Genomic DNA, 21,351 nt, shown 5'->3' on the forward strand with positions numbered 1-21,351 from the left:
GAGCGGGCTTGTTGTGGTGAGCGGGCTTGTCCCGCGCTGGCTGCGTAGCAGCCCCATGGGGGGCAGTGGTAAAGCCCCCCATCACCACAGCAAACCCCCTCCCACAAGATTTTGTGTGGTGTCGGTTAGACGGCGTTGTGGGTTTTAAGCCAGCCCAAACCCGCTTCGGTGGTGGTCAGCGGCTTGTATTCACAGCCGACCCAGCCCGCGTACCCGATGCGGTCCAGATGTTCGAACAGGAAGCGGTAGTTGATCTCCCCGGTTCCCGGCTCATTGCGCCCAGGGTTGTCCGCCAGCTGGATGTGATTGATCTCCTCCAAGTGCGCGGCCATGGTCCGGGCCAGATCGCCTTCCATGATTTGCATGTGGTAGATGTCGTACTGCAGGAACAGGTTGTCACTGCCCACCTGTTCGCGAATCGACAGGGCCTGGGCGGTGTTGTTGAGGTAGAAGCCCGGAATGTCGCGGGTGTTGATCATTTCCATGACCAGCTTGATGCCTACTGCTTGCAGCTTGTCGGCGGCGTACTTGAGGTTGGCGACAAAGGTCTTTTCCACGGTTTCATCATCCACACCCTGCGGCCGAATCCCCGCCAGGCAGTTGATCTGGGTATTGCCCAGCACCTGGGCGTAGGCGATGGCCAGGGTGACCCCGGCGCGGAACTCCTCGACCCGGTCCGGGTGGCAAGCCAGGCCGCGTTCGCCCTTGGCCCAGTCACCGGCCGGCAGGTTGAACAGCACCTGGGTCAGGCCATGGGTGTCGAGCTGGGCCTTGATGTCAGCCGAGCTGAATTCATAGGGGAACAGGTACTCGACACCTTGGAACCCGGCCTCGGCAGCGGCCTTGAAGCGCGCGAGAAAGTCCTGTTCGGTAAACAGCATGGACAGGTTGGCGGCAAAGCGTGGCATAGGGTTCTCCTTAATCGAGCAGGGAAATGGCGGTCGGCGCATCGTTGCCGACCAGGGCCAGGTCTTCGAATTCGTTGACGGCGTTGATCTCGGTGCCCATGGAAATATTGGTCACGCGCTCCAGAATGATCTCGACGATCACCGGCACCTTGAACTCTTCGATCATTTCCTCGGCGCGGCGCAATGCCGGCTGGATTTGCCCCGGCTCGAATACGCGCAGGGCCTTGCAACCCAGGCCTTCGGCAACTGCGACGTGGTCGACGCCATAACCGTTCAGCTCCGGTGCGTTGAGGTTGTCGAAAGACAATTGCACGCAGTAGTCCATTTCAAACCCGCGCTGGGCCTGGCGGATCAGCCCCAGGTAAGAGTTGTTCACCACCACGTGGATGTACGGCAGCTTGAACTGCGCGCCCACGGCCAGCTCTTCGATCATGAACTGGAAGTCATAGTCGCCGGACAGCGCCACCACCTTGCGGCCCGGGTCGGCCTTGACCACGCCCAGCGCCGCCGGAATGGTCCAGCCCAACGGGCCGGCCTGGCCGCAGTTGATCCAGTGGCGGGGCTTGTACACATGTAGGAACTGCGCGCCGGCAATCTGCGACAGGCCGATGGTACTGACGTAGCAGGTGTCTTTGCCGAACACCTGGTTCATCTCTTCGTACACCCGTTGCGGCTTGACCGGCACGTTGTCGAAGTGGGTCTTGCGCTGCAGGGTCGACTTGCGCTGCTGGCAGTCATGCAGCCAGGCACTGCGGTCCTTGAGCTTGCCGGCGGCTTTCCACTCACGGGCCACTTCAATGAACATCGTCAGCGCGGAGCCGGCGTCGGACACGATGCCCAGGTCCGGGGTGAATACGCGACCAATCTGCGTCGGTTCGATGTCGACGTGAATGAATTTACGCCCTTCGGTGTAGACCTCGACCGAACCGGTGTGGCGGTTGGCCCAACGGTTGCCGATACCCAGCACCACGTCCGATTTGAGCAGCGTTGCGTTGCCGTAGCGGTGGGAGGTTTGCAGGCCGACCATACCGACCATCTGTGGGTGATCGTCGGGAATGGTGCCCCAGCCCATCAGCGTTGGGATCACCGGGATGCCGGTCAGTTCGGCGAACTCCACCAGCAGCTCGCTGGCGTCGGCGTTGATCACACCGCCGCCGCTCACCAGCAACGGGCGTTCAGCCTGATCCAGCAGGGCCAGGGCCTTTTCGACCTGGATGCGGGTGGCCAATGGCTTGGCCAGTGGCAGCGGCTGGTAGGCGTCGATATCGAATTCGATCTCGGCCATCTGCACGTCGAACGGCAGGTCGATCAGCACCGGACCAGGTCGCCCGGAGCGCATTTCATAGAAGGCTTTCTGGAACGCGTACGGCACTTGGCCCGGCTCGAGGACGGTGGTCGCCCACTTGGTCACCGGCTTGACGATGCTGGTGATGTCCACGGCCTGGAAATCTTCCTTGTGCATGCGGGCCCGCGGTGCCTGGCCGGTGATGCACAGGATCGGGATCGAGTCGGCGGAGGCGCTGTAGAGGCCGGTGACCATGTCGGTGCCCGCCGGGCCCGAGGTGCCGATGCATACGCCGATATTGCCGGCCTTGGTGCGGGTGTAACCCTCGGCCATGTGCGAGGCGCCTTCAACGTGGCGAGCAAGGACGTGATCGATGCCACCCACCTTATGCAAGGCTGAGTACAGCGGGTTGATCGCAGCGCCTGGGATACCGAAGGCGGTGTCCACGCCCTCGCGGCGCATGACGAGGACGGCGGCTTCGATTGCTCTCATTTTGCTCATGATTTTGGTGCCTCTTGCGTTTTGTAATTGTATACAAGTGGTGTCTGTCCAAAGTGTATTCACGGCGGGCGGCGCAGGTCAATCCATTTTATTGGTTGGTCTTTGCGTTCGTCGGAACCGCTTTTTTCGACGTGTGGAGCCTTTGTTTGAAAATATTGTATACAAAAATAAATGTCATTGTGTTCTATTTGTTTGATCGAGCATCTGATCAAACAGACCTCCACCGCTTTCCCAATAACAAAAGAAGGACGGCACCATGAGCGCTTTAACCTTGAAGATTGCCACCCAACTGGCCAGCCAGGCCCTCAGCGCAGGGCGCACGATCTCAGCCGCACCGCTGACCGTTGCGGTGCTCGACAGCGGTGGCCACTTGATCACCGTGCAGCGCGAAGACGGCGCCAGCCTGCTGCGCCCGCACATCGCCATCGGCAAGGCCTGGGGCGCGATTGCGCTGGGCAAGGGCTCGCGCTTGCTGGCGCTGGACGCACAGCAACGGCCGGCGTTTATCGCGGCGTTGAACAGCCTGGGGCAAGGCAGCGTGGTGCCGGCGCCGGGTGGGGTGTTGATTCGGGATCAGGCGGGGGCGGTACTGGGGGCGATCGGGATCAGCGGGGATACGTCGGATATTGATGAGCAGTGTGCGATCACGGCGATCGAAGGGCTTGGGTTGAGGGCGGATGCGGGGGTATCAGCTTGAGTGGTGTGTGACTGTAAGGGCCTCACCGGGAGCAAGCCCCTCCCACAGTCTTGAGCGTATTCACGGTTCAATAGGTAGGAGGGGGCTTGCCCCCGATTGGCACAGGCACCTCGGTGCATCAGTCCGGCGCGCAGCCTTTGAGCACCAACCGAATAATCGTCTGCGCCGCCGCTTCATAATCGGCCTCATCCAGCTTGGCCTTGCCGGTCACCGCGGAAATCTGCCAGTCGAAATCCGCATAGGTCTGCGTCGCCGCCCAGATGCTGAACATCAGGTGATGAGGGTCGATAGCCGCGATCACCCCGCGATCCACCCAACTCTGGATGCAGTCGATATTGTGCTTGGCCTGGGCATTGAGTTGTTGGACCTGCTCGGCACTCAGGTGCGGTGCGCCATGCATGATTTCGCTGGCGAACACCTTGGAGGCGAAGGGCAGGTCGCGGGAGATGCGGATTTTCGAGCGGATGTAGTTGCTCAGCACCGCTGAAGGCTCGCCCTCGGGGTTGAACGGCGTGGACGCCGCCAGGATCGGCTCGATAATGCTTTCGAGCACCTCGCGGTAGAGGTTGTCCTTGGACTTGAAGTAGTAATAGACGTTGGGCTTGGGCAGCCCGGCCTTGGCGGCGATGTCGCTGGTTTTGGTCGCGGCGAAGCCCTTGTCGGCAAACTCCTCGCTCGCCGCCCGCAGGATCTTTTCTTTGTTGCGCTCGCGAATGGTGCTCATAAAGTGCTCAGTCTCACAGATACTGTTTCTGTTTGACGGCGTCTGTTGCCGCCATTCTGCGTCGCCGCTCCTCCCCATAGCGAGCTATGAGTCGTCGCGGCTCCTTGCCTGACGACAACAGCCACTCGCCAAAAGAGAAACGTATCTATGAAACTGAGCACGGGGAGTTTCCTTGCCAGGACAGGCGGTTGCGCATGGTAGCACCGGCTATCCGCGGGCCTCAACAATGTGCCCGCAAAGCCCTGCGCCGCGTTATGCTCCGCCCATCCCTCTCTTAAGGAAGCCCGATTCATGGCAGGAAGCAGCTTGTTGGTGTTGATTGATGATATCGCCGCGGTACTCGATGACGTTGCCTTGATGACAAAGGTGGCCGCGAAGAAGACCTCCGGCGTGCTGGGTGACGACCTGGCGCTTAACGCCCAGCAGGTTTCCGGTGTGCGCGCCGAGCGGGAAATTCCCGTGGTGTGGGCGGTGGCCAAGGGGTCATTCGTCAATAAGCTGATCCTGGTGCCGACGGCGCTGTTGATCAGCGCCTTTGCACCCTGGGCGGTGACGCCCTTGTTGATGCTCGGCGGTGCGTACCTGTGTTTCGAAGGCTTCGAAAAACTCGCGCATAAATTTCTGCACAGCCAGGCTGAAGACCAGGCCGAACACACCCAATTGGTCGAAGCCGTGGCCGACCCGGCGACCGATCTGGTGGCTTTCGAAAAGGACAAGATCAAAGGCGCTATCCGCACCGACTTCATCCTCTCGGCGGAAATCATCGCGATCACCCTCGGTATCGTGGCTGATGCGCAGCTGATGCAGCAGGTGATCGTGTTGTCGGGCATCGCCATCGTCATGACCATCGGCGTCTACGGGCTTGTGGCTGGCATCGTCAAGCTGGATGACCTGGGCCTGTGGCTTACCCAGAAGCCTGGCCAGATGGCTCGCCGTATCGGTGGCGGCATCCTGCGGGCGGCACCGTACATGATGAAGAGCCTGTCGGTGATCGGCACGGCGGCGATGTTCATGGTCGGCGGTGGCATCCTTACCCATGGCGTGCCGGTGGTGCATCACTGGATCGAGGGTGTGAGCCAGAGCACAGGTGGATTGGCGTGGTTGATGCCGACGTTACTGAATGCGGTGGCGGGGATTGTTGCCGGGGCGGTGGTAGTGGCAGTGGTCAGTGTGGTGGGCAAGAGCTGGAAAGCGCTCAGGGCATAAATCGCCGACACAAAAAAGGCCATTCAATCGAATGGCCTTTTTTACGGGCGTTATTTACTCGGCAATCTGCAACTTGCGCGATTCCGTGTAGATATACCGCACCTTCTCATACTCGAACGGCGAGTTCATCTGACCGTAGCGGAAGCTGGTCTGGTAGCGCTTGTCCACCGCGCGCAGGGCCCAGATTTCCGGGTGGTTGGAGCTGACTTCGGAGACGTTGAGGAAGTTGATCTGGGACTCGGCGGTGTAGTCCACCAGCAGGCCGCCGGTGTCGCGCAGGTTCGACGGGCCGAAGATCGGCAGCACCAGGTAGGCACCGCCGGGCACGCCGTAGAAGCCCAGGGTCTGGCCGAAGTCTTCGCTCTGGCGCGGCAGGCCCATGGCGGTCGCCGGGTCCCACAGGCCGGCGATGCCGACGGTGGTGTTGAGCAGCAGGCGCCCGGTGGTTTCCAGGGAACGGTGGCCCTTGAGTTGCAGCAGGCTGTTCAACAGGTTGGGCACGTCGCCCAGGTTGTTGAAGAAGTTGCTCACGCCGGTGCGCAGGAAGCTTGGCGTGACGTAGCGGTAACCGTCGACCACCGGCAGGAACACCCATTGGTCAAAGCGGTAGTTGAAGTGGTACACGCGGCGGTTCCACGATTCGAGCGGGTCATACACGTTGAGGGCGTTGACCGACGAGCGTTCGAATTCGCGTTGGTCCAGACCCGGGTTGAACTTGAGTTTGCTCAACGGCTCCTTGAATCCGTCGGAGTCCATCACCACAGGCGCGTGAGCCTTGCTGTTGTCGGCATTGGCAACGCCTGCGCACATCAGGGCGGCAAGCAGCAGAAGATATTTAGCCACGGAAGAACTCCAGCATGGCGTCGGCGTTGACGCGGTAATTGAGGTTGCCGCAGTGGCCGCCCAGGGGGTAGACGGTCAAGCGATCGCCGAAGGTCTTGCGCAGGAAACCAAGGTCGCCCGGGCCGAGGATCACGTCATCGGCGTTGTGCATGACGGCGATTTTCGGGCTGGCGTGCAGGTAGTCCTTGAGGGCGTACAGGCTGACCTGGTCAACCAGTTGCAACAGGCTGCCGCCGTCGGAGCGGGCGCGCCACATTGGGATCACCTGTTCGGTGAGGTAGCAATCGAAGTCGCATTGCAGTGCGCGCTTGAGGAACGGCGTGAGGCTGGTGCCTTCGCTGATCGGGTACTTCGGCGGGATGATCAGGCCACGGCGGTTGATCAGGTCCGAAGTAAAGGCGATGTCGGCCGCCGAGAAGCGGAACGAGGTGCCGATCAGCATGGCCATCTGTTCGTTGGTCAGGTGCTGCTTGGATTGCTGGAAGTCGTAGAGCAGGGCGTCGTTGAGGTCGATGTAGCCCTTTTGCTGGAAGTAACGGGTCAGCTTGTTCAACACCAGTTCATAGAAGGTGGTGGTGTTGTTGATGCCCTTGACCTCGGTCTGTACCAGCTTGTCGAGGTTGGTGATCGAGGTGTAGAGGTTGACCGGCGGGTTGAGCAGCAGCACTTTCTTGAAGTTGAAGCTGCGGCGGGTCTCGTCGAGCTTGCTGACAAATGCCGCATCCAGCGCGCCGAGGCTGTAGCCGGTGAGGTAGAAGTCGGTCACCGGCAGCGAAGCGTTCTGGGCGCGCACGGCCTGCATCACGCGGTACATGTCTTCGGCATCTTCCTGGCTGATGCCGGGGGTGGCGAAGCGCGACGCAGAGGCGATGAAGTCGAAGCTGGTGGGCGACGACAGTTGCACCACGTGGTAGCCGGCCTGGTAATACAGTTTTTTCAGGTATTCGTTGATGCTGCTGTCAAACCGCGCACCGGTGCCTGCGATCAGGAAGATCAGCGGCGCGGCCCGGTCCTGCTTGGCGATGCGGTACGTGAGTTTCTTCACTGCCCAGAAGTTGTCCGGCAGGCTGAACTCGCGCTCGGGGCGCATGTTCAGGGTGTAGTCGGACTGGTTGATCTCGTCATCGGTCGGCAATGTCGGCCGAAGGTCAGGCGGTGTGGTGGCGATGGTCGCTTCGAATGGGTTGGTCAAAGGGTAGCCATAGCTGGCTTGGTCGATATCGACGGCCAGTGCTGACGCACTCAAAAAAAGGCTGCCCAGTAAGGCAGCACAGCGCAAGGAACGGAGCATGACTTAATCCCTAAGAGGAAACGTGCTTAATGAAGTTCGCAGGCTATGACCACCGCGTTGCCACCGAAGTGCCAGCTCTCGGCACGAAAAGTCGGAAAATAACGTCGGATTCGGGGTAATAGTAGCGAGACGATACACTTTGCCATGCATTAGTGAACACTAATTGTGTGTATGCACCTTGCTAACGGCCGCCGGCGCATTAAGCTGAGCGCCGTTTTTGCCTATCGGAGTGCTCCATGTCCCGCCGCTTGCCGTTGATTTTGCTGCTTATTGCCCTGCCGTTATGGCTGGCTGCCAGTTATGGCGCGCGTTACGGCTTTATGGAAGATGGCCAGTGGGTCGGCATTTGTGCCGACGAGGCCAGCCGCTGGGAATGCCAGGTACGTTCGAACCTGGGCTTGATGATTCACTTCAAGGTGCTGGGCTGGGCCGCGCTGGTGACCTCGGTGCTGGCGTTTTTCGTGCCGGGCCGTGCGGGCTGGGGCTTGGCGGTGCTGGGGCTGGTGTTCGGCTTTCCGGCACTGGCGTTGTACAACACCACCTTTGCGGTGTTTGCGGTGGTGATTGCGGGGTTGCGGTTGGTCAGGCAGTCGCGGGGCGCCTGACAAGACCAATCGGGAGCAACCCCCCTCCCACATGAGAACGCAGTCCAAAGGTGGGAGGGGGCTTGCCCCCGATGGCGCTCTTAAGCCTTGCGCATCCGCAAGCACCGCCACAAAGCCACAACCATCAACCCACTGACCACCGCCCAACCCCACGCCTGCTGGTTCAGCAAGCCTTCACGGTACAGCTGTGGCGCAATGCCGGCCCCGATGATAAAGGTCAGCAAGGCAATCTCCCGGCGTGGTCCGGTCACCGGACGGACCAGGTACACCAACGCCGGCAGCAGCAGCGCCGCACTCGGGAAGCTGCGGTAGCGTGGGTCAAACACCAGTGCCAGCATCATCACGGCGCCCGCGAACCCGGCGATTGCCACCAGCCAGCCGGCACGGTGTTCCAGCCAGCTGAACAGGCGTTCGCGCCAGCCTTCACGGGCACTCAGGGCCAGGGCCGCGTGGGCCAGTACCAGCAGGTTCAGCGCCACGAGTAAACCGGCCCATGCCCACTCATCGTTGAAGCGCGCAGTCACGCGGGTCAGTTCGGCCCAGGTGCCGATGGCGCAGGCAGCCACTGCACCCAGCAGGGGCAGGGCGATCGCGGCGCGCGTGCTGCGGACGCGACCACCGAGCACCAGCGTGCCCAGCAGGATAATCCCGCCGACCCCCAGCCACAGCGGCCAGTGCGGCACATTGGTCACCGGCCCGGCGAGGATGCCCTTGTCCTGGCGGTCGGCATCGAACAGGCCCCAGTAACCGCCCACGGCACCTTCACTGGCGCGCTTCCACGGCTGGTCAAACGCTTCGATCAGGTTGTAGTGCCAGCCGTTGGCTTCAGCCATGGCCACGAAGCCACGCATGAACTTGGCCTCATTGACCCGGCTTGGCACCGCGGTTTCGCGTTGGCGGCCTTCGCTGGGCCAGCCCGTCTCGCCGATCAATATGTCCTTGGGCGCGAATTTGTTGCCAAAGGTCTGGCGTACATCGCCCACATGCTTGAGGGCCTGGTCGATGCCGGAGGGGTCATCTTCCCAGTAAGGCAGCAGGTGGATGGTCAGGAAGTCCACCGCCGGCGCGATTTCCGGGTGCTGCAGCCAGAACTCCCAGACGTCGGCGTAGGTGACCGGCTGCTTGATCTGGCTTTTGACCTTATGGATCAGCGCCACCAGCTGTTTGGCGGTGACTTCCTTGCGCAGTAGCGCTTCGTTGCCGACGATCACCGAGGTAACCACATCGGGGTTGGCATTCGCCGAGGCGATCAGTTGGTCGACCTCTTTTTCGGTCGCGACCGGGTCGCTGCTGACCCAGGCGCCCGCCATCACCTTTAACCCATGCTTGCGCGCCAGGTCCGGCAAGGCTTCCAGGCCGGTCATGGAGTAAGTGCGGATGCACTCGAAGCGGGTGGCCAGCAGGGCCAGGTCGGCGTCCATGCGCGCGGGGCGCAGTGTGAACGGTTGGTCGAAGGGCGATTGGTCCTTGTCGAACGGTGTGTACGACGCGCATTGCAGCTTGTGACTGGCACTGGCCACATCCGGCAGCACCACCGGCCGGCCGAGGCCATACCAGTAGCCGACAAGGGCCAGCAGGCCGAGGATCAAAGCGAAGCAATAGGGCAGGGCAGGGAAGCGGGCAGTCGCGGGCATGGTCGGCTTATCTGGGGGAGCAAAGGCGCGCATCTTACCCGGATTTGCGCTATCCCAGTGGGGCTGCATAATTTTGACATGCAAAGTTCAGGCGGGATCGTGGGGTTAAGTCCTACAAAAAGTCCTACTGGCGATGTGATGTCGTTTCTTGCTTGCATGAGGTCGCTGACAGAGCAGGTCGAAGGCTGCGGCAGGTTGATGATCGACGTGTCAGCACTCCACTGATGTCGCAGCAGCCGGATCGATGCGCGTGAAGGGGGCGCGGCGCACCACATAACAACAGGTTGACGTCGCTCGACATCCGTCGGGCGCAGCACTTTCGGGGAAGTACGATGAAGATGCGACGACTCTTGGGCGCAGCTGCCACTCTGGTAGTTGCGATGAGCTCCACACTGGCCAGCGCCGACAGCAAAACCCTGAGCATCGGTTATGTAGATGGCTGGTCCGACAGCGTTGCCACCACGCATGTGGCGGCAGAGGTGATCAGGGAAAAGCTCGGTTATGACGTCAAACTGCAAGCGGTCGCCACCGGGATCATGTGGCAGGGCGTGGCCACCGGCAAGCTCGATGCCATGCTCTCCGCCTGGCTGCCGGTGACCCACGGCGAGTATTGGACCAAGAACAAGGACAAGGTGGTCGACTACGGCCCCAACTTCAAGGATGCGAAGATCGGCTTGATCGTGCCGGAGTACGTCAAGGCCAAGTCCATCGAAGACCTCAAGACCGACACCACCTTCAAGAACAAGATCGTCGGCATCGACGCCGGTTCAGGCGTGATGCTCAAGACCGACGAAGCCATCAAGCAGTACGGCCTCGACTACAAACTGCAAGCCAGTTCGGGTGCGGCGATGATCGCCGAGCTGACCCGTGCCGAAGACAAACAGGAATCCATTGCGGTCACCGGCTGGGTGCCACACTGGATGTTCGCCAAGTGGAAACTGCGTTTCCTGGACGATCCAAAAGGGATTTATGGTGCTGCTGAAACCGTCAACAGCATCGGCAGCAAGGGCCTGGAGAAGAAAGCGCCGGAAGTCGCGGCGTTCCTGAAGAAATTCCAGTGGGCCTCCAAGGATGAGATCGGCGAAGTCATGCTCGCTATCCAGGAAGGCGCCAAGCCTGATGCAGCGGCCAAGGACTGGGTGGCCAAGCACCCTGAGCGCGTAGCCGAGTGGACCGGTAAATAACCCCCCAATGCCTTGATACAACCCCCTGTGGGAGGGGGCTTGCCCCCGATTGCGGTGTGTCAGTCGTCAATGATCTGACTGGCTCACCACTATCGGGAGCAAGCCCCCTCCCACATTATTTTCGTCACCCGCAAATGTTTCTGCGCCCTCTCAATCCCTCGCTACACTCCGTCTAATACTAAGGTCGTCTGGAACCTGTTCCGTAGCCGCATACAGTGGATACGTACCAATAATAAAAAAGCTGTGCTGCGAGGATAAAAACAATGAACGACAGCATTTACCTCTCGATTCAAAACAGCCCGCGTTTCAAGGAGCTGGTAAGAAAAAGGGAAAGGTTCGCCTGGATTCTCTCGGCGATCATGCTAGGGCTGTACTCCGGATTCATCCTGTTGATCGCCTACGGGCCACAAGTACTGGGGGCTAAACTCAGCCCCGGCTCATCCATCACCTGGGGCATCCCCATCGGGGTCGGGCTGATTGTGTCGGCCTTTGTCCTCACCGGCATCTATGTGCGACGCGCCAACGGCGAATTCGACGACCTGAACAATGCGATTCTCAAGGAGGCTGCGCAATGATCCGTCGTCTATTGGCAGTATTCGGCGCTTCGGTCTTCGCTCCTGCGGTGTGGGCGGCGGATGCATTGACCGGTGAAGTGCACAAACAACCGCTGAATATCGCAGCGATCCTGATGTTCGTGGCCTTTGTCGGCGCGACGTTGTGCATCACCTACTGGGCGTCCAAGCGCAACAAGTCGGCGGCCGACTACTATGCGGCCGGCGGCAAGATCACCGGTTTCCAGAACGGCCTGGCGATTGCCGGCGACTACATGTCGGCCGCGTCCTTCCTGGGTATTTCCGCACTGGTGTTCACCTCCGGCTACGACGGCCTGATCTACTCGATCGGCTTCCTGGTGGGCTGGCCGATCATTCTGTTCCTGATCGCCGAGCGCCTGCGTAACCTGGGCAAGTACACCTTTGCCGACGTGGCGTCCTATCGCCTCGGGCAAACCCAGATCCGCAGCCTGTCGGCCTGTGGTTCCCTGGTCGTGGTGGCGTTCTACCTGATCGCGCAAATGGTGGGGGCGGGCAAGCTGATCCAGCTGCTGTTCGGCCTCGACTACCATGTGGCGGTGATCCTGGTCGGGATCCTGATGTGCCTGTATGTGCTGTTCGGCGGCATGCTGGCGACCACCTGGGTGCAGATCATCAAGGCGGTGCTGTTGCTGTCCGGTGCTTCGTTCATGGCGCTGATGGTGATGAAGCACGTCAACTTCGACTTCAACACGCTGTTCTCCGAGGCGATCAAGGTCCACCCTAAAGGTGAAGCGATCATGAGCCCCGGCGGCCTGGTGAAAGACCCGATCTCCGCGTTCTCCCTGGGCCTGGCACTGATGTTCGGTACCGCCGGCCTGCCGCATATCCTGATGCGCTTCTTCACCGTAAGCGACGCCAAGGAAGCGCGTAAGAGCGTGCTGTATGCCACGGGCTTCATCGGCTACTTCTATATCCTGACCTTTATCATCGGCTTCGGCGCGATCCTGCTGGTCAGCACCAACCCGGCGTTCAAGGATGCTGCAGGCGCCTTGCTGGGCGGTAACAACATGGCGGCGGTGCACCTGGCCAACGCGGTGGGCGGCAGTATCTTCCTGGGCTTCATCTCGGCGGTGGCCTTCGCCACCATCCTCGCCGTGGTTGCCGGCTTGACCCTGGCCGGTGCTTCGGCGGTGTCCCATGACCTGTACGCCAGCGTGATCAAGAAAGGCAAGGCCAACGAAAAGGATGAGATTCGCGTATCGAAGATCACCACCATCGCCCTCGCAGTGTTGGCGATTGGCCTGGGCATCCTGTTCGAAAGCCAGAACATCGCGTTCATGGTCGGCCTGGCGTTCTCGATTGCCGCCAGCTGTAACTTCCCGGTGTTGCTGCTTTCCATGTACTGGAAAAACCTCACCACCCGTGGCGCGATGATTGGCGGTTGGCTGGGCCTGATCAGTGCCGTTGGCCTGATGATCCTGGGTCCGACCATCTGGGTCTCGATCCTGCATCACGAAAAAGCCATCTTCCCGTACGAATACCCGGCGCTGTTCTCGATGATCATTGCGTTCATCGGTATCTGGTTCTTCTCCATCACCGACAAGTCGGCGGCGGCAGAGAAAGAGCGTGCGCTGTACTTCCCGCAGTTTGTGCGTTCGCAGACTGGCCTGGGGGCGAGTGGGGCGGTTAATCACTAAGGTTGTAGCTGGATAAAGAAATGCCCCGGTCGAAAGGCCGGGGTATTTTTTTGCCTGGGGTTTATGGGGGGGGCTGCTACTGGCCTCATCGGGGGCAAGCCCCCTCCCACACTTGATCTATGAATACGTTCAAATGTGTGAGGGGGCTTGCCCCCGATGGCGGTAGATCAGGCGCCACAAATAAAAACGGCCTCCACTGAGGGAGGCCGTTTTCGGTGCTGCTGAAAGGTGCTTACTTGCGATCTTCCAGCTTGGTAATGTCACGCGACTCGTAGCCTGTGTACAGCTGGCGCGGGCGGCCAATCTTGTATGGGCTGGAGAGCATTTCTTTCCAGTGGGAGATCCAGCCCACGGTCCGCGCCAGGGCGAAGATCACGGTGAACATGCTGGTTGGAATGCCGATCGCCTTGAGGATGATCCCCGAGTAGAAGTCGACGTTCGGGTACAGCGAGCGTTCGATGAAGTACGGGTCGGTCAGGGCGATCTCTTCCAGGCGCATGGCCAGTTCGAGTTGCGGATCGTTGTTGATGCCCAGTTCCTTCAGCACTTCGTCGCAGGTCTGCTTCATGACGGTGGCGCGTGGGTCGCGGTTCTTGTAGACCCGGTGACCGAAGCCCATCAACTTGAACGGATCGTTCTTGTCCTTGGCCTTGGCGATGAACGTGTCGATGTTGGACACATCGCCGATTTCATCGAGCATGGTCAATACGGCTTCGTTCGCACCGCCGTGGGCAGGGCCCCACAGTGCGGCGATACCGGCGGCGATACAGGCGAACGGGTTGGCACCCGAAGAGCCTGCCAGGCGCACGGTGGAGGTGGAGGCGTTTTGCTCGTGGTCGGCGTGGAGGATGAAGATCCGGTCCATTGCCTTGGCCAGCACCGGGCTGATCGGTTTGATCTCGCACGGGGTGTTGAACATCATGTGCAGGAAGTTTTCCGCGTACGTCAGGTCGTTGCGCGGGTACATCATGGGTTGGCCCATGGAGTACTTGTAAACCATTGCGGCCAGGGTCGGCATCTTGGCAACCAGGCGGATCGCGGAAATTTCGCGATGCTGCGGGTTATTGATGTCGAGGGAGTCGTGATAGAAGGCCGACAGGGCGCCGACCACGCCGCACATGACCGCCATCGGGTGGGCGTCGCGACGGAAGCCGTTGAAGAAGGTCTTCAACTGCTCGTGAACCATGGTGTGGTTCTTCACGGTGCTGACAAACTGGGCTTTTTGCTCGGCTGTTGGCAATTCGCCATTTAGCAGCAGGTAGCAGGTTTCCAGATAGTCCGATTTTTCCGCCAGTTGCTCGATCGGGTAGCCCCGGTGCAGCAGGATGCCATTGTCGCCGTCGATATAGGTGATCTTCGACTCGCAAGAGGCGGTCGACATGAAGCCTGGGTCGAAAGTGAAACGGCCCGTGGCCGTCAGGCCCCGTACGTCGATAACATCGGGACCAACGGTGCCGGTTAAAATGGGCAGCTCGACGGGGGCTGCGCCCTCGATGATCAACTGCGCTTTTTTGTCAGCCATGTGGCCTCCTATTTATGCTTCAAATCATCAGACAGACCCCCCACGCAGGGCCCGCACCACTATAGTGAGATAAATTCAGATGTCAATTTGCCTAAAGTCTTGCCCCAGAAGGCTTTAACCGGACTTTTTCCTCGAAATTGCCTGCCATTTACGCCTTTTATCCCGCCAGCGCAATCCGCTATTAGGGTGAGGTGCGCGCGTTGTCATTAGTAACCTAACTGTCTATACTCGGCCACCGACCGCCAAGGGCTTTTGGGCTTGCTTTCATTGGGGGTCGCACTCCCTGGGTGGTGCTTACCTGACCAGTCGCACTCCCCAACAACTTTGCCCTGATTGTTAGGGGCTCTTCAGTGTGAAAAAAAGCCGTGAATAGCCAACGACCTGTAAACCTAGACCTAAGGACCATCAAACTCCCCATCACCGGCGTTACGTCGTTCCTGCACCGTGTTTCCGGCATCATCCTGTTCCTGGGCTTGGGCATCATGCTTTATGCATTGAGCAAATCCCTGGGTTCCGAGGAAGGATACGCCGAGGTGAAGGCATGCTTGACCAGCCCGCTGGCCAAGTTCGTAGCATGGGGCCTCCTGTCCGCTCTGCTGTATCACCTGGTAGCCGGTGTGCGCCACTTGATCATGGACATGGGCATCGGTGAGACGCTGGAAGGCGGCCGCCTGGGCTCGAAAATCATCATCGCCATTTCCGTGGTGCTGATCGTTCTGGCAGGAGTTTGGATATGGTAACCAGCGTTACGAACCTATCGCGTTCGGGCCTCTATGACTGGATGGCGCAGCGTGTGTCTGCGGTCGTTCTCGCGGCTTATTTCATTTTCCTGATCGGATACCTCGTCGCAAACCCGGGCATCGGCTACGAGCAATGGCACGGGCTGTTTTCCCACAATGCGATGCGAATCTTCAGCCTGCTGGCCCTTGTAGCCCTGGGCGCTCACGCCTGGGTCGGCATGTGGACCATCGCGACCGACTACCTGACGCCGATGGCGCTGGGCAAGTCCGCGACCGCAGTCCGTTTCCTCTTCCAGGCAGTATGCGGCGTCGCGATGTTCGCTTACTTCGTCTGGGGTGTGCAGATTCTTTGGGGTATCTGATTCATGGCTAACATTCCAACTATTTCCTTCGACGCCATCATCATTGGTGGCGGCGGTGCCGGCATGCGCGCAGCGCTGCAGCTGGCCCAGGGCGGTCACAAGACTGCCGTGATCACCAAGGTATTCCCGACGCGCTCCCACACCGTGTCGGCCCAGGGTGGCATCACCTGCGCCATCGCGTCCGCCGACCCGAACGATGACTGGCGCTGGCACATGTACGATACCGTCAAGGGTTCCGACTACATCGGTGACCAGGACGCTATCGAATACATGTGCCAGGAAGGCCCGGCCGCGGTGTTCGAGCTGGACCACATGGGCCTGCCGTTCTCCCGTACCGAACAGGGTCGCATCTACCAGCGTCCATTCGGCGGCCAGTCGAAGGACTACGGTAAAGGCGGCCAGGCTGCCCGTACCTGCGCCGCGTCCGACCGTACCGGTCACGCGCTGCTGCACACGCTTTATCAGGGCAACCTGAAAGCCGGCACCACGTTCCTGAACGAATACTACGCAGTGGATCTGGTGAAGAACGCCGACGGTGCATTCGTTGGCGTGATCGCCATCTGCATCGAAACCGGTGAAACCACCTACATCCGCGCCAAGGCTACCGTTCTGGCGACCGGCGGTGCAGGCCGTATCTACGCTTCCACCACCAATGCCCTGATCAACACCGGTGACGGCGTCGGCATGGCACTGCGTGCCGGCGTGCCGGTGCAGGACATCGAAATGTGGCAGTTCCACCCGACCGGCATCGCCGGCGCCGGTGTACTGGTCACCGAAGGTTGCCGTGGTGAAGGTGGTTACCTGATCAACAAGCACGGCGAGCGTTTCATGGAGCGTTATGCTCCGAACGCGAAAGACCTGGCGGGTCGTGACGTCGTTGCCCGTTCGATGGTCAAGGAAATCATCGCCGGTAACGGCTGTGGCCCGAATGGCGACCACGTACTGCTGAAGCTCGATCACCTGGGTGAAGAAGTGCTGCACAGCCGCCTGCCGGGTATCTGTGAGCTGTCCAAGACCTTTGCCCACGTGGACCCGGTGGTTGCTCCGGTTCCGGTTGTTCCAACCTGCCACTACATGATGGGCGGTGTTCCGACCAACATTCATGGCCAGGCGATCACCCAGAACGCCGAAGGCGTGGACGAGATCATCCACGGTCTGTTCGCGGTAGGCGAAGTGGCCTGCGTATCGGTACACGGTGCCAACCGCCTGGGCGGCAACTCGCTGCTCGACCTGGTGGTATTCGGCCGCGCGGCTGGCCTGCACCTGGAAAAAGCCCTGACCGACGGCATCGAATACGATGACGCCACCGACGCCAACATCGAGGCCGCCCTGGCGCGCCTGAACGCTCTGAACGAGCGCACTGATGGCGAAGACGTGGCAACCCTGCGTCGCGAGCTGCAAAGCTGCATGCAGAACTACTTCGGTGTATTCCGTACCGGCGAATACATGCAGAAGGGTATTGCCCAGCTGGCCGATCTGCGCAAGCGCATCGCCAACGTCAAGATCAACGATAAGAGCCAGGCGTTCAACACCGCTCGTATCGAAGCCCTTGAACTGCAAAACCTGCTGGAAGTGGCTGAAGCGACTGCGATCGCCGCCGAGGTTCGTAAGGAATCCCGTGGTGCCCACGCTCGTGAAGACTTTGAAGATCGCGATGACGAAAACTGGTTGTGCCACACCCTGTACTTCCCGGGTGACAAGCGCGTAACCAAGCGTGCCGTGAACTTCTCGCCGAAGACGGTTCCGACGTTTGAACCGAAGATTCGGACTTACTAAGGGTGGCTGCCATGTTGAAAGTCAGTGTTTATCGCTACAACCCTGATCAGGACGCTGCGCCGTTCATGCAGGAGTTCCAGGTCGATACCGGTGGTAAAGACCTGATGGTGCTGGATGTATTGGCACTGATCAAAGAGCAGGACGAAGGTTTCTCCTATCGTCGCTCTTGCCGTGAAGGTGTGTGCGGTTCCGACGGCATGAACATCAACGGCAAAAACGGCCTGGCGTGCATCACGCCGCTGTCCGCCGTTGTCAAAGGCAACAAGCTGATCGTTCGTCCTCTGCCAGGTTTGCCGGTTATCCGTGACCTGGTCGTCGATATGAGCATCTTCTACAAGCAATACGAGAAAGTTAAGCCGTTCCTGCAGAACGACACGCCGGCTCCGGCCATCGAGCGTCTGCAGTCCCCAGAAGAGCGTGAAAAGCTCGATGGCCTGTACGAGTGCATCCTGTGCGCCTGCTGCTCGACGTCGTGCCCGTCCTTCTGGTGGAACCCGGACAAGTTCCTGGGTCCAGCTGCCCTGCTGCAAGCGTACCGCTTCCTGGCAGACAGCCGCGACACCAAGACGTCCGAGCGCCTGGCTTCGCTGGATGACCCGTTCAGCGTATTCCGCTGCCGCGGGATCATGAACTGCGTCAACGTATGTCCCAAAGGCCTGAACCCGACTAAGGCCATTGGTCACATCCGTAACATGCTGCTGCAAAGCGGTGTGTAACTGACGTTGTAACAAAGCAGGACCGTTGTGCCCGTAAATGCTACGGCGCAGGCTTCAACCGGCGCCGTAGTTTTAACTTGAGCAGCGACTTACAAAGCCGCAGCTCTTATTTTGAAGAAATGAGACAAGCAGGGGCATTCGGGTTGGTACCCGAACTATCAGCGTGATCCTAAGTGGCTTGTTTTGGTCGCTGCACTTGGCCTTTTGCAAGCAAACTCGGTGTTTTCGCCGGTGGTGTCCCCAAATCGAGGGTGACCAAGCATGCAAGAAAGCGTGATGCAGCGCATGTGGAACAGCGGCTATCTTTCAGGTGGTAACGCTGCCTATGTGGAAGAGCTTTATGAGCTCTACCTGCACGACCCTAACGCTGTGCCAGAAGAATGGCGCACCAAATTTCAGACGTTGTCTTCAGACGGCAACGCTGCCACCGATGTATCGCACGCAACAATTCGCGATCAGTTCGTGCTGCTGGCAAAGAACCAGCGCCGCGCCCAACCGGTTTCCGCCGGCAGCGTGAGCAGTGAGCACGAGAAGAAGCAAGTTGAAGTACTGCGACTGATCCAGGCCTACCGGATGCGTGGCCACCAGGCGGCCCAGCTTGACCCGCTGGGGCTCTGGCAGCGTCCTGCACCTGCTGACCTGTCGATCAATCATTACGGCTTGACCAATGCCGATCTTGATACGACCTTCCGTGCCGGCGACCTGTTCATCGGCAAAGAGGAAGCGAGCCTACGCGAAATTCACGAAGCGTTGCAGCAGACATATTGCCGCACCATCGGCGCTGAGTTCACGCACATCACCGATTCGGAGCAACGCCACTGGTTCCAGCATCGCCTGGAAGGCGTGCGTGGCCGTCCGGTATTGTCCGCCGACGTGCGCAGCCACCTGCTTGAGCGCGTGACCGCAGCCGAGGGCCTGGAAAAATACCTGGGTACCAAATACCCGGGCACCAAGCGTTTCGGCCTGGAAGGCGGCGAGAGCCTGATTCCGATGCTCGACGAGCTGATCCAGCGTTCCGGTTCCTACGGCACCAAGGAAATCGTGATCGGCATGGCCCACCGTGGTCGCTTGAACGTGTTGGTCAACACCTTCGGCAAGAACCCGCGTGAGCTGTTCGACGAGTTCGAAGGCAAGAAGAAGGTCGAGCTGGGTTCCGGTGACGTTAAATACCACCAGGGCTTCTCGTCCAACGTGATGACCACCGGCGGTGAAGTTCACCTGGCCATGGCGTTCAACCCATCCCACCTGGAAATCGTTTCTCCAGTGGTCGAGGGTTCGGTCCGTGCTCGCCAGGATCGTCGTAACGACACCACCGGTGAAAAGGTCCTGCCGATTTCCATCCACGGTGACGCGGCATTCGCCGGTCAAGGCGTGGTCCTGGAAACGTTCCAGATGTCGCAGACCCGCGGCTTCAAGACCGGCGGTACCGTTCACATCGTCATCAACAACCAGGTTGGCTTCACCATCAGCAACCCGTTGGACGCGCGTTCCACCGAGTACGCCACCGACGTTGCCAAGATGATCCAGGCGCCGATCCTCCATGTGAATGGCGATGATCCGGAGGCCGTGCTGTTCGTGACCCAACTGGCTGTCGACTACCGCATGCAATTCAAGCGTGACGTGGTGATCGACCTGGTTTGCTACCGCCGCCGCGGTCACAACGAAGCCGACGAACCAAGCGGCACCCAGCCGTTGATGTACCAGCAGATCACCAAGCAGCGCACCACCCGTGAGCTGTATGCCGAAAGCCTGACCAAGGCCGGTATCGTTGACGATGAACGTGTTCAGGCGAAGATCGATGAATACCGCAACGCGCTGGACAATGGTCTGCATGTCGTAAAAAGCCTGGTCAAGGAGCCGAACAAAGAGCTGTTCGTTGACTGGCGTCCGTACCTGGGTCACACCTGGACGGCGCGTCACGACACCTCGTTCGATCTGAAGACCCTGCAGGAACTGTCCGCCAAGCTGCTGGAAATTCCGGAAGGCTTCGTGGTGCAGCGCCAGGTTGCGAAGATCTACGAAGACCGTCAGAAGATGCAAGCCGGCGGCCTGCCGATCAACTGGGGTTACGCCGAAACCATGGCGTACGCGACCCTGGCGTTCGAAGGTCACCCGATCCGCATGACTGGCCAGGACATCGGCCGTGGTACGTTCTCGCACCGTCACGCGGTTCTGCACAACCAGAAAGACGCAAGCACCTACGTTCCGCTGAAGCACCTCTACGAAGGCCAGCCACGTTTCGACCTGTACGATTCGTTCCTGTCCGAAGAAGCGGTACTGGCGTTCGAATACGGTTACTCGACCACCACGCCGAATGCGCTGGTGATCTGGGAAGCCCAGTTCGGCGACTTCGCCAACGGCGCCCAAGTGGTTATCGACCAGTTCATCACCAGCGGCGAGCACAAGTGGGGTCGCCTGTGCGGTCTGACCATGCTGCTGCCACATGGCTATGAAGGTCAGGGCCCTGAGCACTCCTCGGCCCGTCTGGAGCGTTACCTGCAACTGTGCGCCGAGCACAACATCCAGGTGTGCGTGCCGACCACCCCGGCACAGATCTACCACTTGCTGCGTCGCCAGGTAATCCGCCCGCTGCGCAAGCCGCTGGTCGTGCTGACGCCGAAGTCGCTGCTGCGTCACAAACTGGCCATCTCGACCCTGGAAGATCTGGCGGATGGCTCGTTCCAGACCGTTATTCCAGAAATCGACACGCTGGACCCGGCCAAGGTGACTCGCCTGGTGCTGTGCAGCGGCAAGGTCTACTACGACCTGCTGGAAAAACGCCGTGCCGAAGGCCGCGAAGACATCGCCATCGTGCGTATCGAGCAGCTTTATCCGTTCCCGGAAGACGACCTGATGGAGGCCATCGCGCCTTACACCAACCTCACTAACGTGGTGTGGTGTCAGGAAGAGCCGATGAACCAGGGCGCTTGGTACAGCAGCCAGCATCACCTGCGTCGCAGCATCGGTAACCACAACAAGGCCCTGGGCCTGGAGTACGCCGGCCGTGATGCTTCCGCTGCACCTGCGTGTGGTTATGCGTCGATGCACGCCGAGCAGCAGGAAAAACTGCTGCAAGATGCTTTCACTGTTTAACGCCTTCGCGCTGACTGAAACCGAATTTTAAGGA

18 protein-coding genes are annotated in these 21,351 nt (G+C 60.0%); 11 read left to right on the forward strand and 7 right to left on the reverse strand.

Annotation, left to right across the window (positions count from 1 at the left end):
* Nucleotides 1-125: 125 nt before the first annotated feature.
* Together hyi and gcl are read right to left on the reverse strand one after the other, a co-directional pair.
* Nucleotides 126-908: a hydroxypyruvate isomerase gene (gene hyi / locus B9N88_RS24895; protein WP_027607044.1), complete on the reverse strand. Its 783-nt coding sequence runs from the start codon at nucleotides 906-908 to the stop codon at nucleotides 126-128.
* A gap of 10 nt (nucleotides 909-918) precedes the next feature.
* A complete protein-coding gene (gene gcl, locus B9N88_RS24900; protein WP_027607045.1) occupies nucleotides 919-2,694 on the reverse strand; it encodes a glyoxylate carboligase in 1,776 nt (591 codons plus the stop codon).
* A gap of 256 nt (nucleotides 2,695-2,950) precedes the next feature.
* Here gcl and B9N88_RS24905 point away from each other — a divergent pair, with 256 nt between their 5' ends.
* The gene (locus tag B9N88_RS24905; RefSeq protein WP_027607046.1) at nucleotides 2,951-3,391 is read left to right on the forward strand and encodes a GlcG/HbpS family heme-binding protein; all 441 of its coding nucleotides are present in this window, start codon (nucleotides 2,951-2,953) and stop codon (nucleotides 3,389-3,391) included.
* Nucleotides 3,392-3,509: 118 nt separating this feature from the next.
* On the opposite strand, the gene B9N88_RS24910 is transcribed toward B9N88_RS24905, so the two are convergent.
* On the reverse strand, nucleotides 3,510-4,115 hold the full coding sequence (locus B9N88_RS24910; protein ID WP_027607047.1) for a TetR/AcrR family transcriptional regulator: 606 nt from the start codon (nucleotides 4,113-4,115) through the stop codon (nucleotides 3,510-3,512).
* 291 nt (nucleotides 4,116-4,406) lie between these two features.
* On the opposite strand from B9N88_RS24910, the gene B9N88_RS24915 reads away from it, so the two are divergent.
* Nucleotides 4,407-5,321, forward strand: a complete 915-nt coding sequence (locus B9N88_RS24915; protein ID WP_027607048.1) for a DUF808 domain-containing protein — start codon at nucleotides 4,407-4,409, stop codon at nucleotides 5,319-5,321.
* 54 nt (nucleotides 5,322-5,375) lie between these two features.
* On the opposite strand, the gene B9N88_RS24920 is transcribed toward B9N88_RS24915, so the two are convergent.
* Together B9N88_RS24920 and B9N88_RS24925 are read right to left on the reverse strand one after the other, a co-directional pair.
* Nucleotides 5,376-6,164 (reverse strand): MlaA family lipoprotein, encoded by a 789-nt coding sequence (locus B9N88_RS24920; protein WP_027607049.1) that lies wholly within the window; start codon nucleotides 6,162-6,164, stop codon nucleotides 5,376-5,378.
* The gene (locus tag B9N88_RS24925; RefSeq protein ID WP_027607050.1) at nucleotides 6,157-7,455 is read right to left on the reverse strand and encodes a serine/threonine protein kinase; all 1,299 of its coding nucleotides are present in this window, start codon (nucleotides 7,453-7,455) and stop codon (nucleotides 6,157-6,159) included. The genes B9N88_RS24920 and B9N88_RS24925 overlap by 8 nt, the downstream gene beginning before the upstream one ends.
* A gap of 236 nt (nucleotides 7,456-7,691) precedes the next feature.
* Between B9N88_RS24925 and B9N88_RS24930 the strand changes: the two genes are divergently transcribed.
* Nucleotides 7,692-8,060: a hypothetical protein gene (locus B9N88_RS24930; protein ID WP_027607051.1), complete on the forward strand. Its 369-nt coding sequence runs from the start codon at nucleotides 7,692-7,694 to the stop codon at nucleotides 8,058-8,060.
* An 80-nt stretch (nucleotides 8,061-8,140) separates the two neighbouring features.
* On the opposite strand, the gene B9N88_RS24935 is transcribed toward B9N88_RS24930, so the two are convergent.
* Nucleotides 8,141-9,694 (reverse strand): glycoside hydrolase family 17 protein, encoded by a 1,554-nt coding sequence (locus tag B9N88_RS24935; protein WP_027607052.1) that lies wholly within the window; start codon nucleotides 9,692-9,694, stop codon nucleotides 8,141-8,143.
* 332 nt (nucleotides 9,695-10,026) lie between these two features.
* Between B9N88_RS24935 and B9N88_RS24945 the strand changes: the two genes are divergently transcribed.
* The 3 genes from B9N88_RS24945 to B9N88_RS24955 all read left to right on the forward strand — a co-directional run bounded on the left by B9N88_RS24945 (nucleotide 10,027) and on the right by B9N88_RS24955 (nucleotide 13,108).
* Nucleotides 10,027-10,878, forward strand: a complete 852-nt coding sequence (locus B9N88_RS24945) for a glycine betaine ABC transporter substrate-binding protein (protein ID WP_027607053.1) — start codon at nucleotides 10,027-10,029, stop codon at nucleotides 10,876-10,878.
* A 263-nt stretch (nucleotides 10,879-11,141) separates the two neighbouring features.
* Nucleotides 11,142-11,453 (forward strand): DUF485 domain-containing protein, encoded by a 312-nt coding sequence (locus B9N88_RS24950; protein WP_027607054.1) that lies wholly within the window; start codon nucleotides 11,142-11,144, stop codon nucleotides 11,451-11,453.
* Nucleotides 11,450-13,108, forward strand: coding sequence for a cation acetate symporter (locus B9N88_RS24955; protein WP_027607055.1), 1,659 nt, complete (start codon nucleotides 11,450-11,452; stop codon nucleotides 13,106-13,108). Before B9N88_RS24950 ends, B9N88_RS24955 begins: the two co-directional genes overlap by 4 nt.
* A gap of 232 nt (nucleotides 13,109-13,340) precedes the next feature.
* Here the strand turns inward: B9N88_RS24955 and gltA are convergent, their stop codons facing one another.
* Nucleotides 13,341-14,630, reverse strand: a complete 1,290-nt coding sequence (gltA, locus tag B9N88_RS24960; RefSeq protein WP_027607056.1) for a citrate synthase — start codon at nucleotides 14,628-14,630, stop codon at nucleotides 13,341-13,343.
* A 365-nt stretch (nucleotides 14,631-14,995) separates the two neighbouring features.
* On the opposite strand from gltA, the gene sdhC reads away from it, so the two are divergent.
* From sdhC to B9N88_RS24985, 5 genes are all read left to right on the forward strand, one after another.
* The gene (gene sdhC, locus B9N88_RS24965; RefSeq protein ID WP_003172804.1) at nucleotides 14,996-15,370 is read left to right on the forward strand and encodes a succinate dehydrogenase, cytochrome b556 subunit; all 375 of its coding nucleotides are present in this window, start codon (nucleotides 14,996-14,998) and stop codon (nucleotides 15,368-15,370) included.
* Nucleotides 15,364-15,732 carry a succinate dehydrogenase, hydrophobic membrane anchor protein gene (sdhD, locus tag B9N88_RS24970; protein ID WP_003172805.1) on the forward strand — a complete coding sequence of 123 codons (369 nt, stop codon included), beginning with the start codon at nucleotides 15,364-15,366 and terminating at the stop codon, nucleotides 15,730-15,732. The genes sdhC and sdhD overlap by 7 nt, the downstream gene beginning before the upstream one ends.
* 3 nt (nucleotides 15,733-15,735) lie before the next feature.
* The gene (sdhA, locus tag B9N88_RS24975) at nucleotides 15,736-17,508 is read left to right on the forward strand and encodes a succinate dehydrogenase flavoprotein subunit (protein WP_027607057.1); all 1,773 of its coding nucleotides are present in this window, start codon (nucleotides 15,736-15,738) and stop codon (nucleotides 17,506-17,508) included.
* Between the two features lie 11 nt (nucleotides 17,509-17,519).
* Nucleotides 17,520-18,224: a succinate dehydrogenase iron-sulfur subunit gene (locus B9N88_RS24980; protein WP_003172807.1), complete on the forward strand. Its 705-nt coding sequence runs from the start codon at nucleotides 17,520-17,522 to the stop codon at nucleotides 18,222-18,224.
* A gap of 261 nt (nucleotides 18,225-18,485) precedes the next feature.
* Nucleotides 18,486-21,317, forward strand: coding sequence for a 2-oxoglutarate dehydrogenase E1 component (locus B9N88_RS24985; RefSeq protein WP_027607058.1), 2,832 nt, complete (start codon nucleotides 18,486-18,488; stop codon nucleotides 21,315-21,317).
* Nucleotides 21,318-21,351: the final 34 nt, after the last annotated feature.

Origin of the sequence: Pseudomonas sp. LAMO17WK12:I1, assembly GCF_900177315.1 — a bacterium.
Classification (GTDB): domain Bacteria; phylum Pseudomonadota; class Gammaproteobacteria; order Pseudomonadales; family Pseudomonadaceae; genus Aquipseudomonas; species Aquipseudomonas marginalis.

Bases quoted from the DNA above. Each gene is read 5' to 3' on its own strand.
- hyi (WP_027607044.1), bottom strand. From the start codon at position 908: ATGCCACGCTTTGCCGCCAACCTGTCCATGCTGTTTACCGAACAGGAC.
- gcl (WP_027607045.1), bottom strand. From the start codon at position 2,694: ATGAGCAAAATGAGAGCAATCGAAGCCGCCGTCCTCGTCATGCGCCGC.
- B9N88_RS24905 (WP_027607046.1), top strand. From the start codon at position 2,951: ATGAGCGCTTTAACCTTGAAGATTGCCACCCAACTGGCCAGCCAGGCC.
- B9N88_RS24910 (WP_027607047.1), bottom strand. From the start codon at position 4,115: ATGAGCACCATTCGCGAGCGCAACAAAGAAAAGATCCTGCGGGCGGCG.
- B9N88_RS24915 (WP_027607048.1), top strand. From the start codon at position 4,407: ATGGCAGGAAGCAGCTTGTTGGTGTTGATTGATGATATCGCCGCGGTA.
- B9N88_RS24925 (WP_027607050.1), bottom strand. From the start codon at position 7,455: ATGCTCCGTTCCTTGCGCTGTGCTGCCTTACTGGGCAGCCTTTTTTTG.
- B9N88_RS24930 (WP_027607051.1), top strand. From the start codon at position 7,692: ATGTCCCGCCGCTTGCCGTTGATTTTGCTGCTTATTGCCCTGCCGTTA.
- B9N88_RS24935 (WP_027607052.1), bottom strand. From the start codon at position 9,694: ATGCCCGCGACTGCCCGCTTCCCTGCCCTGCCCTATTGCTTCGCTTTG.
- B9N88_RS24945 (WP_027607053.1), top strand. From the start codon at position 10,027: ATGAAGATGCGACGACTCTTGGGCGCAGCTGCCACTCTGGTAGTTGCG.
- B9N88_RS24950 (WP_027607054.1), top strand. From the start codon at position 11,142: ATGAACGACAGCATTTACCTCTCGATTCAAAACAGCCCGCGTTTCAAG.
- B9N88_RS24955 (WP_027607055.1), top strand. From the start codon at position 11,450: ATGATCCGTCGTCTATTGGCAGTATTCGGCGCTTCGGTCTTCGCTCCT.
- gltA (WP_027607056.1), bottom strand. From the start codon at position 14,630: ATGGCTGACAAAAAAGCGCAGTTGATCATCGAGGGCGCAGCCCCCGTC.
- sdhD (WP_003172805.1), top strand. From the start codon at position 15,364: ATGGTAACCAGCGTTACGAACCTATCGCGTTCGGGCCTCTATGACTGG.
- sdhA (WP_027607057.1), top strand. From the start codon at position 15,736: ATGGCTAACATTCCAACTATTTCCTTCGACGCCATCATCATTGGTGGC.
- B9N88_RS24980 (WP_003172807.1), top strand. From the start codon at position 17,520: ATGTTGAAAGTCAGTGTTTATCGCTACAACCCTGATCAGGACGCTGCG.
- B9N88_RS24985 (WP_027607058.1), top strand. From the start codon at position 18,486: ATGCAAGAAAGCGTGATGCAGCGCATGTGGAACAGCGGCTATCTTTCA.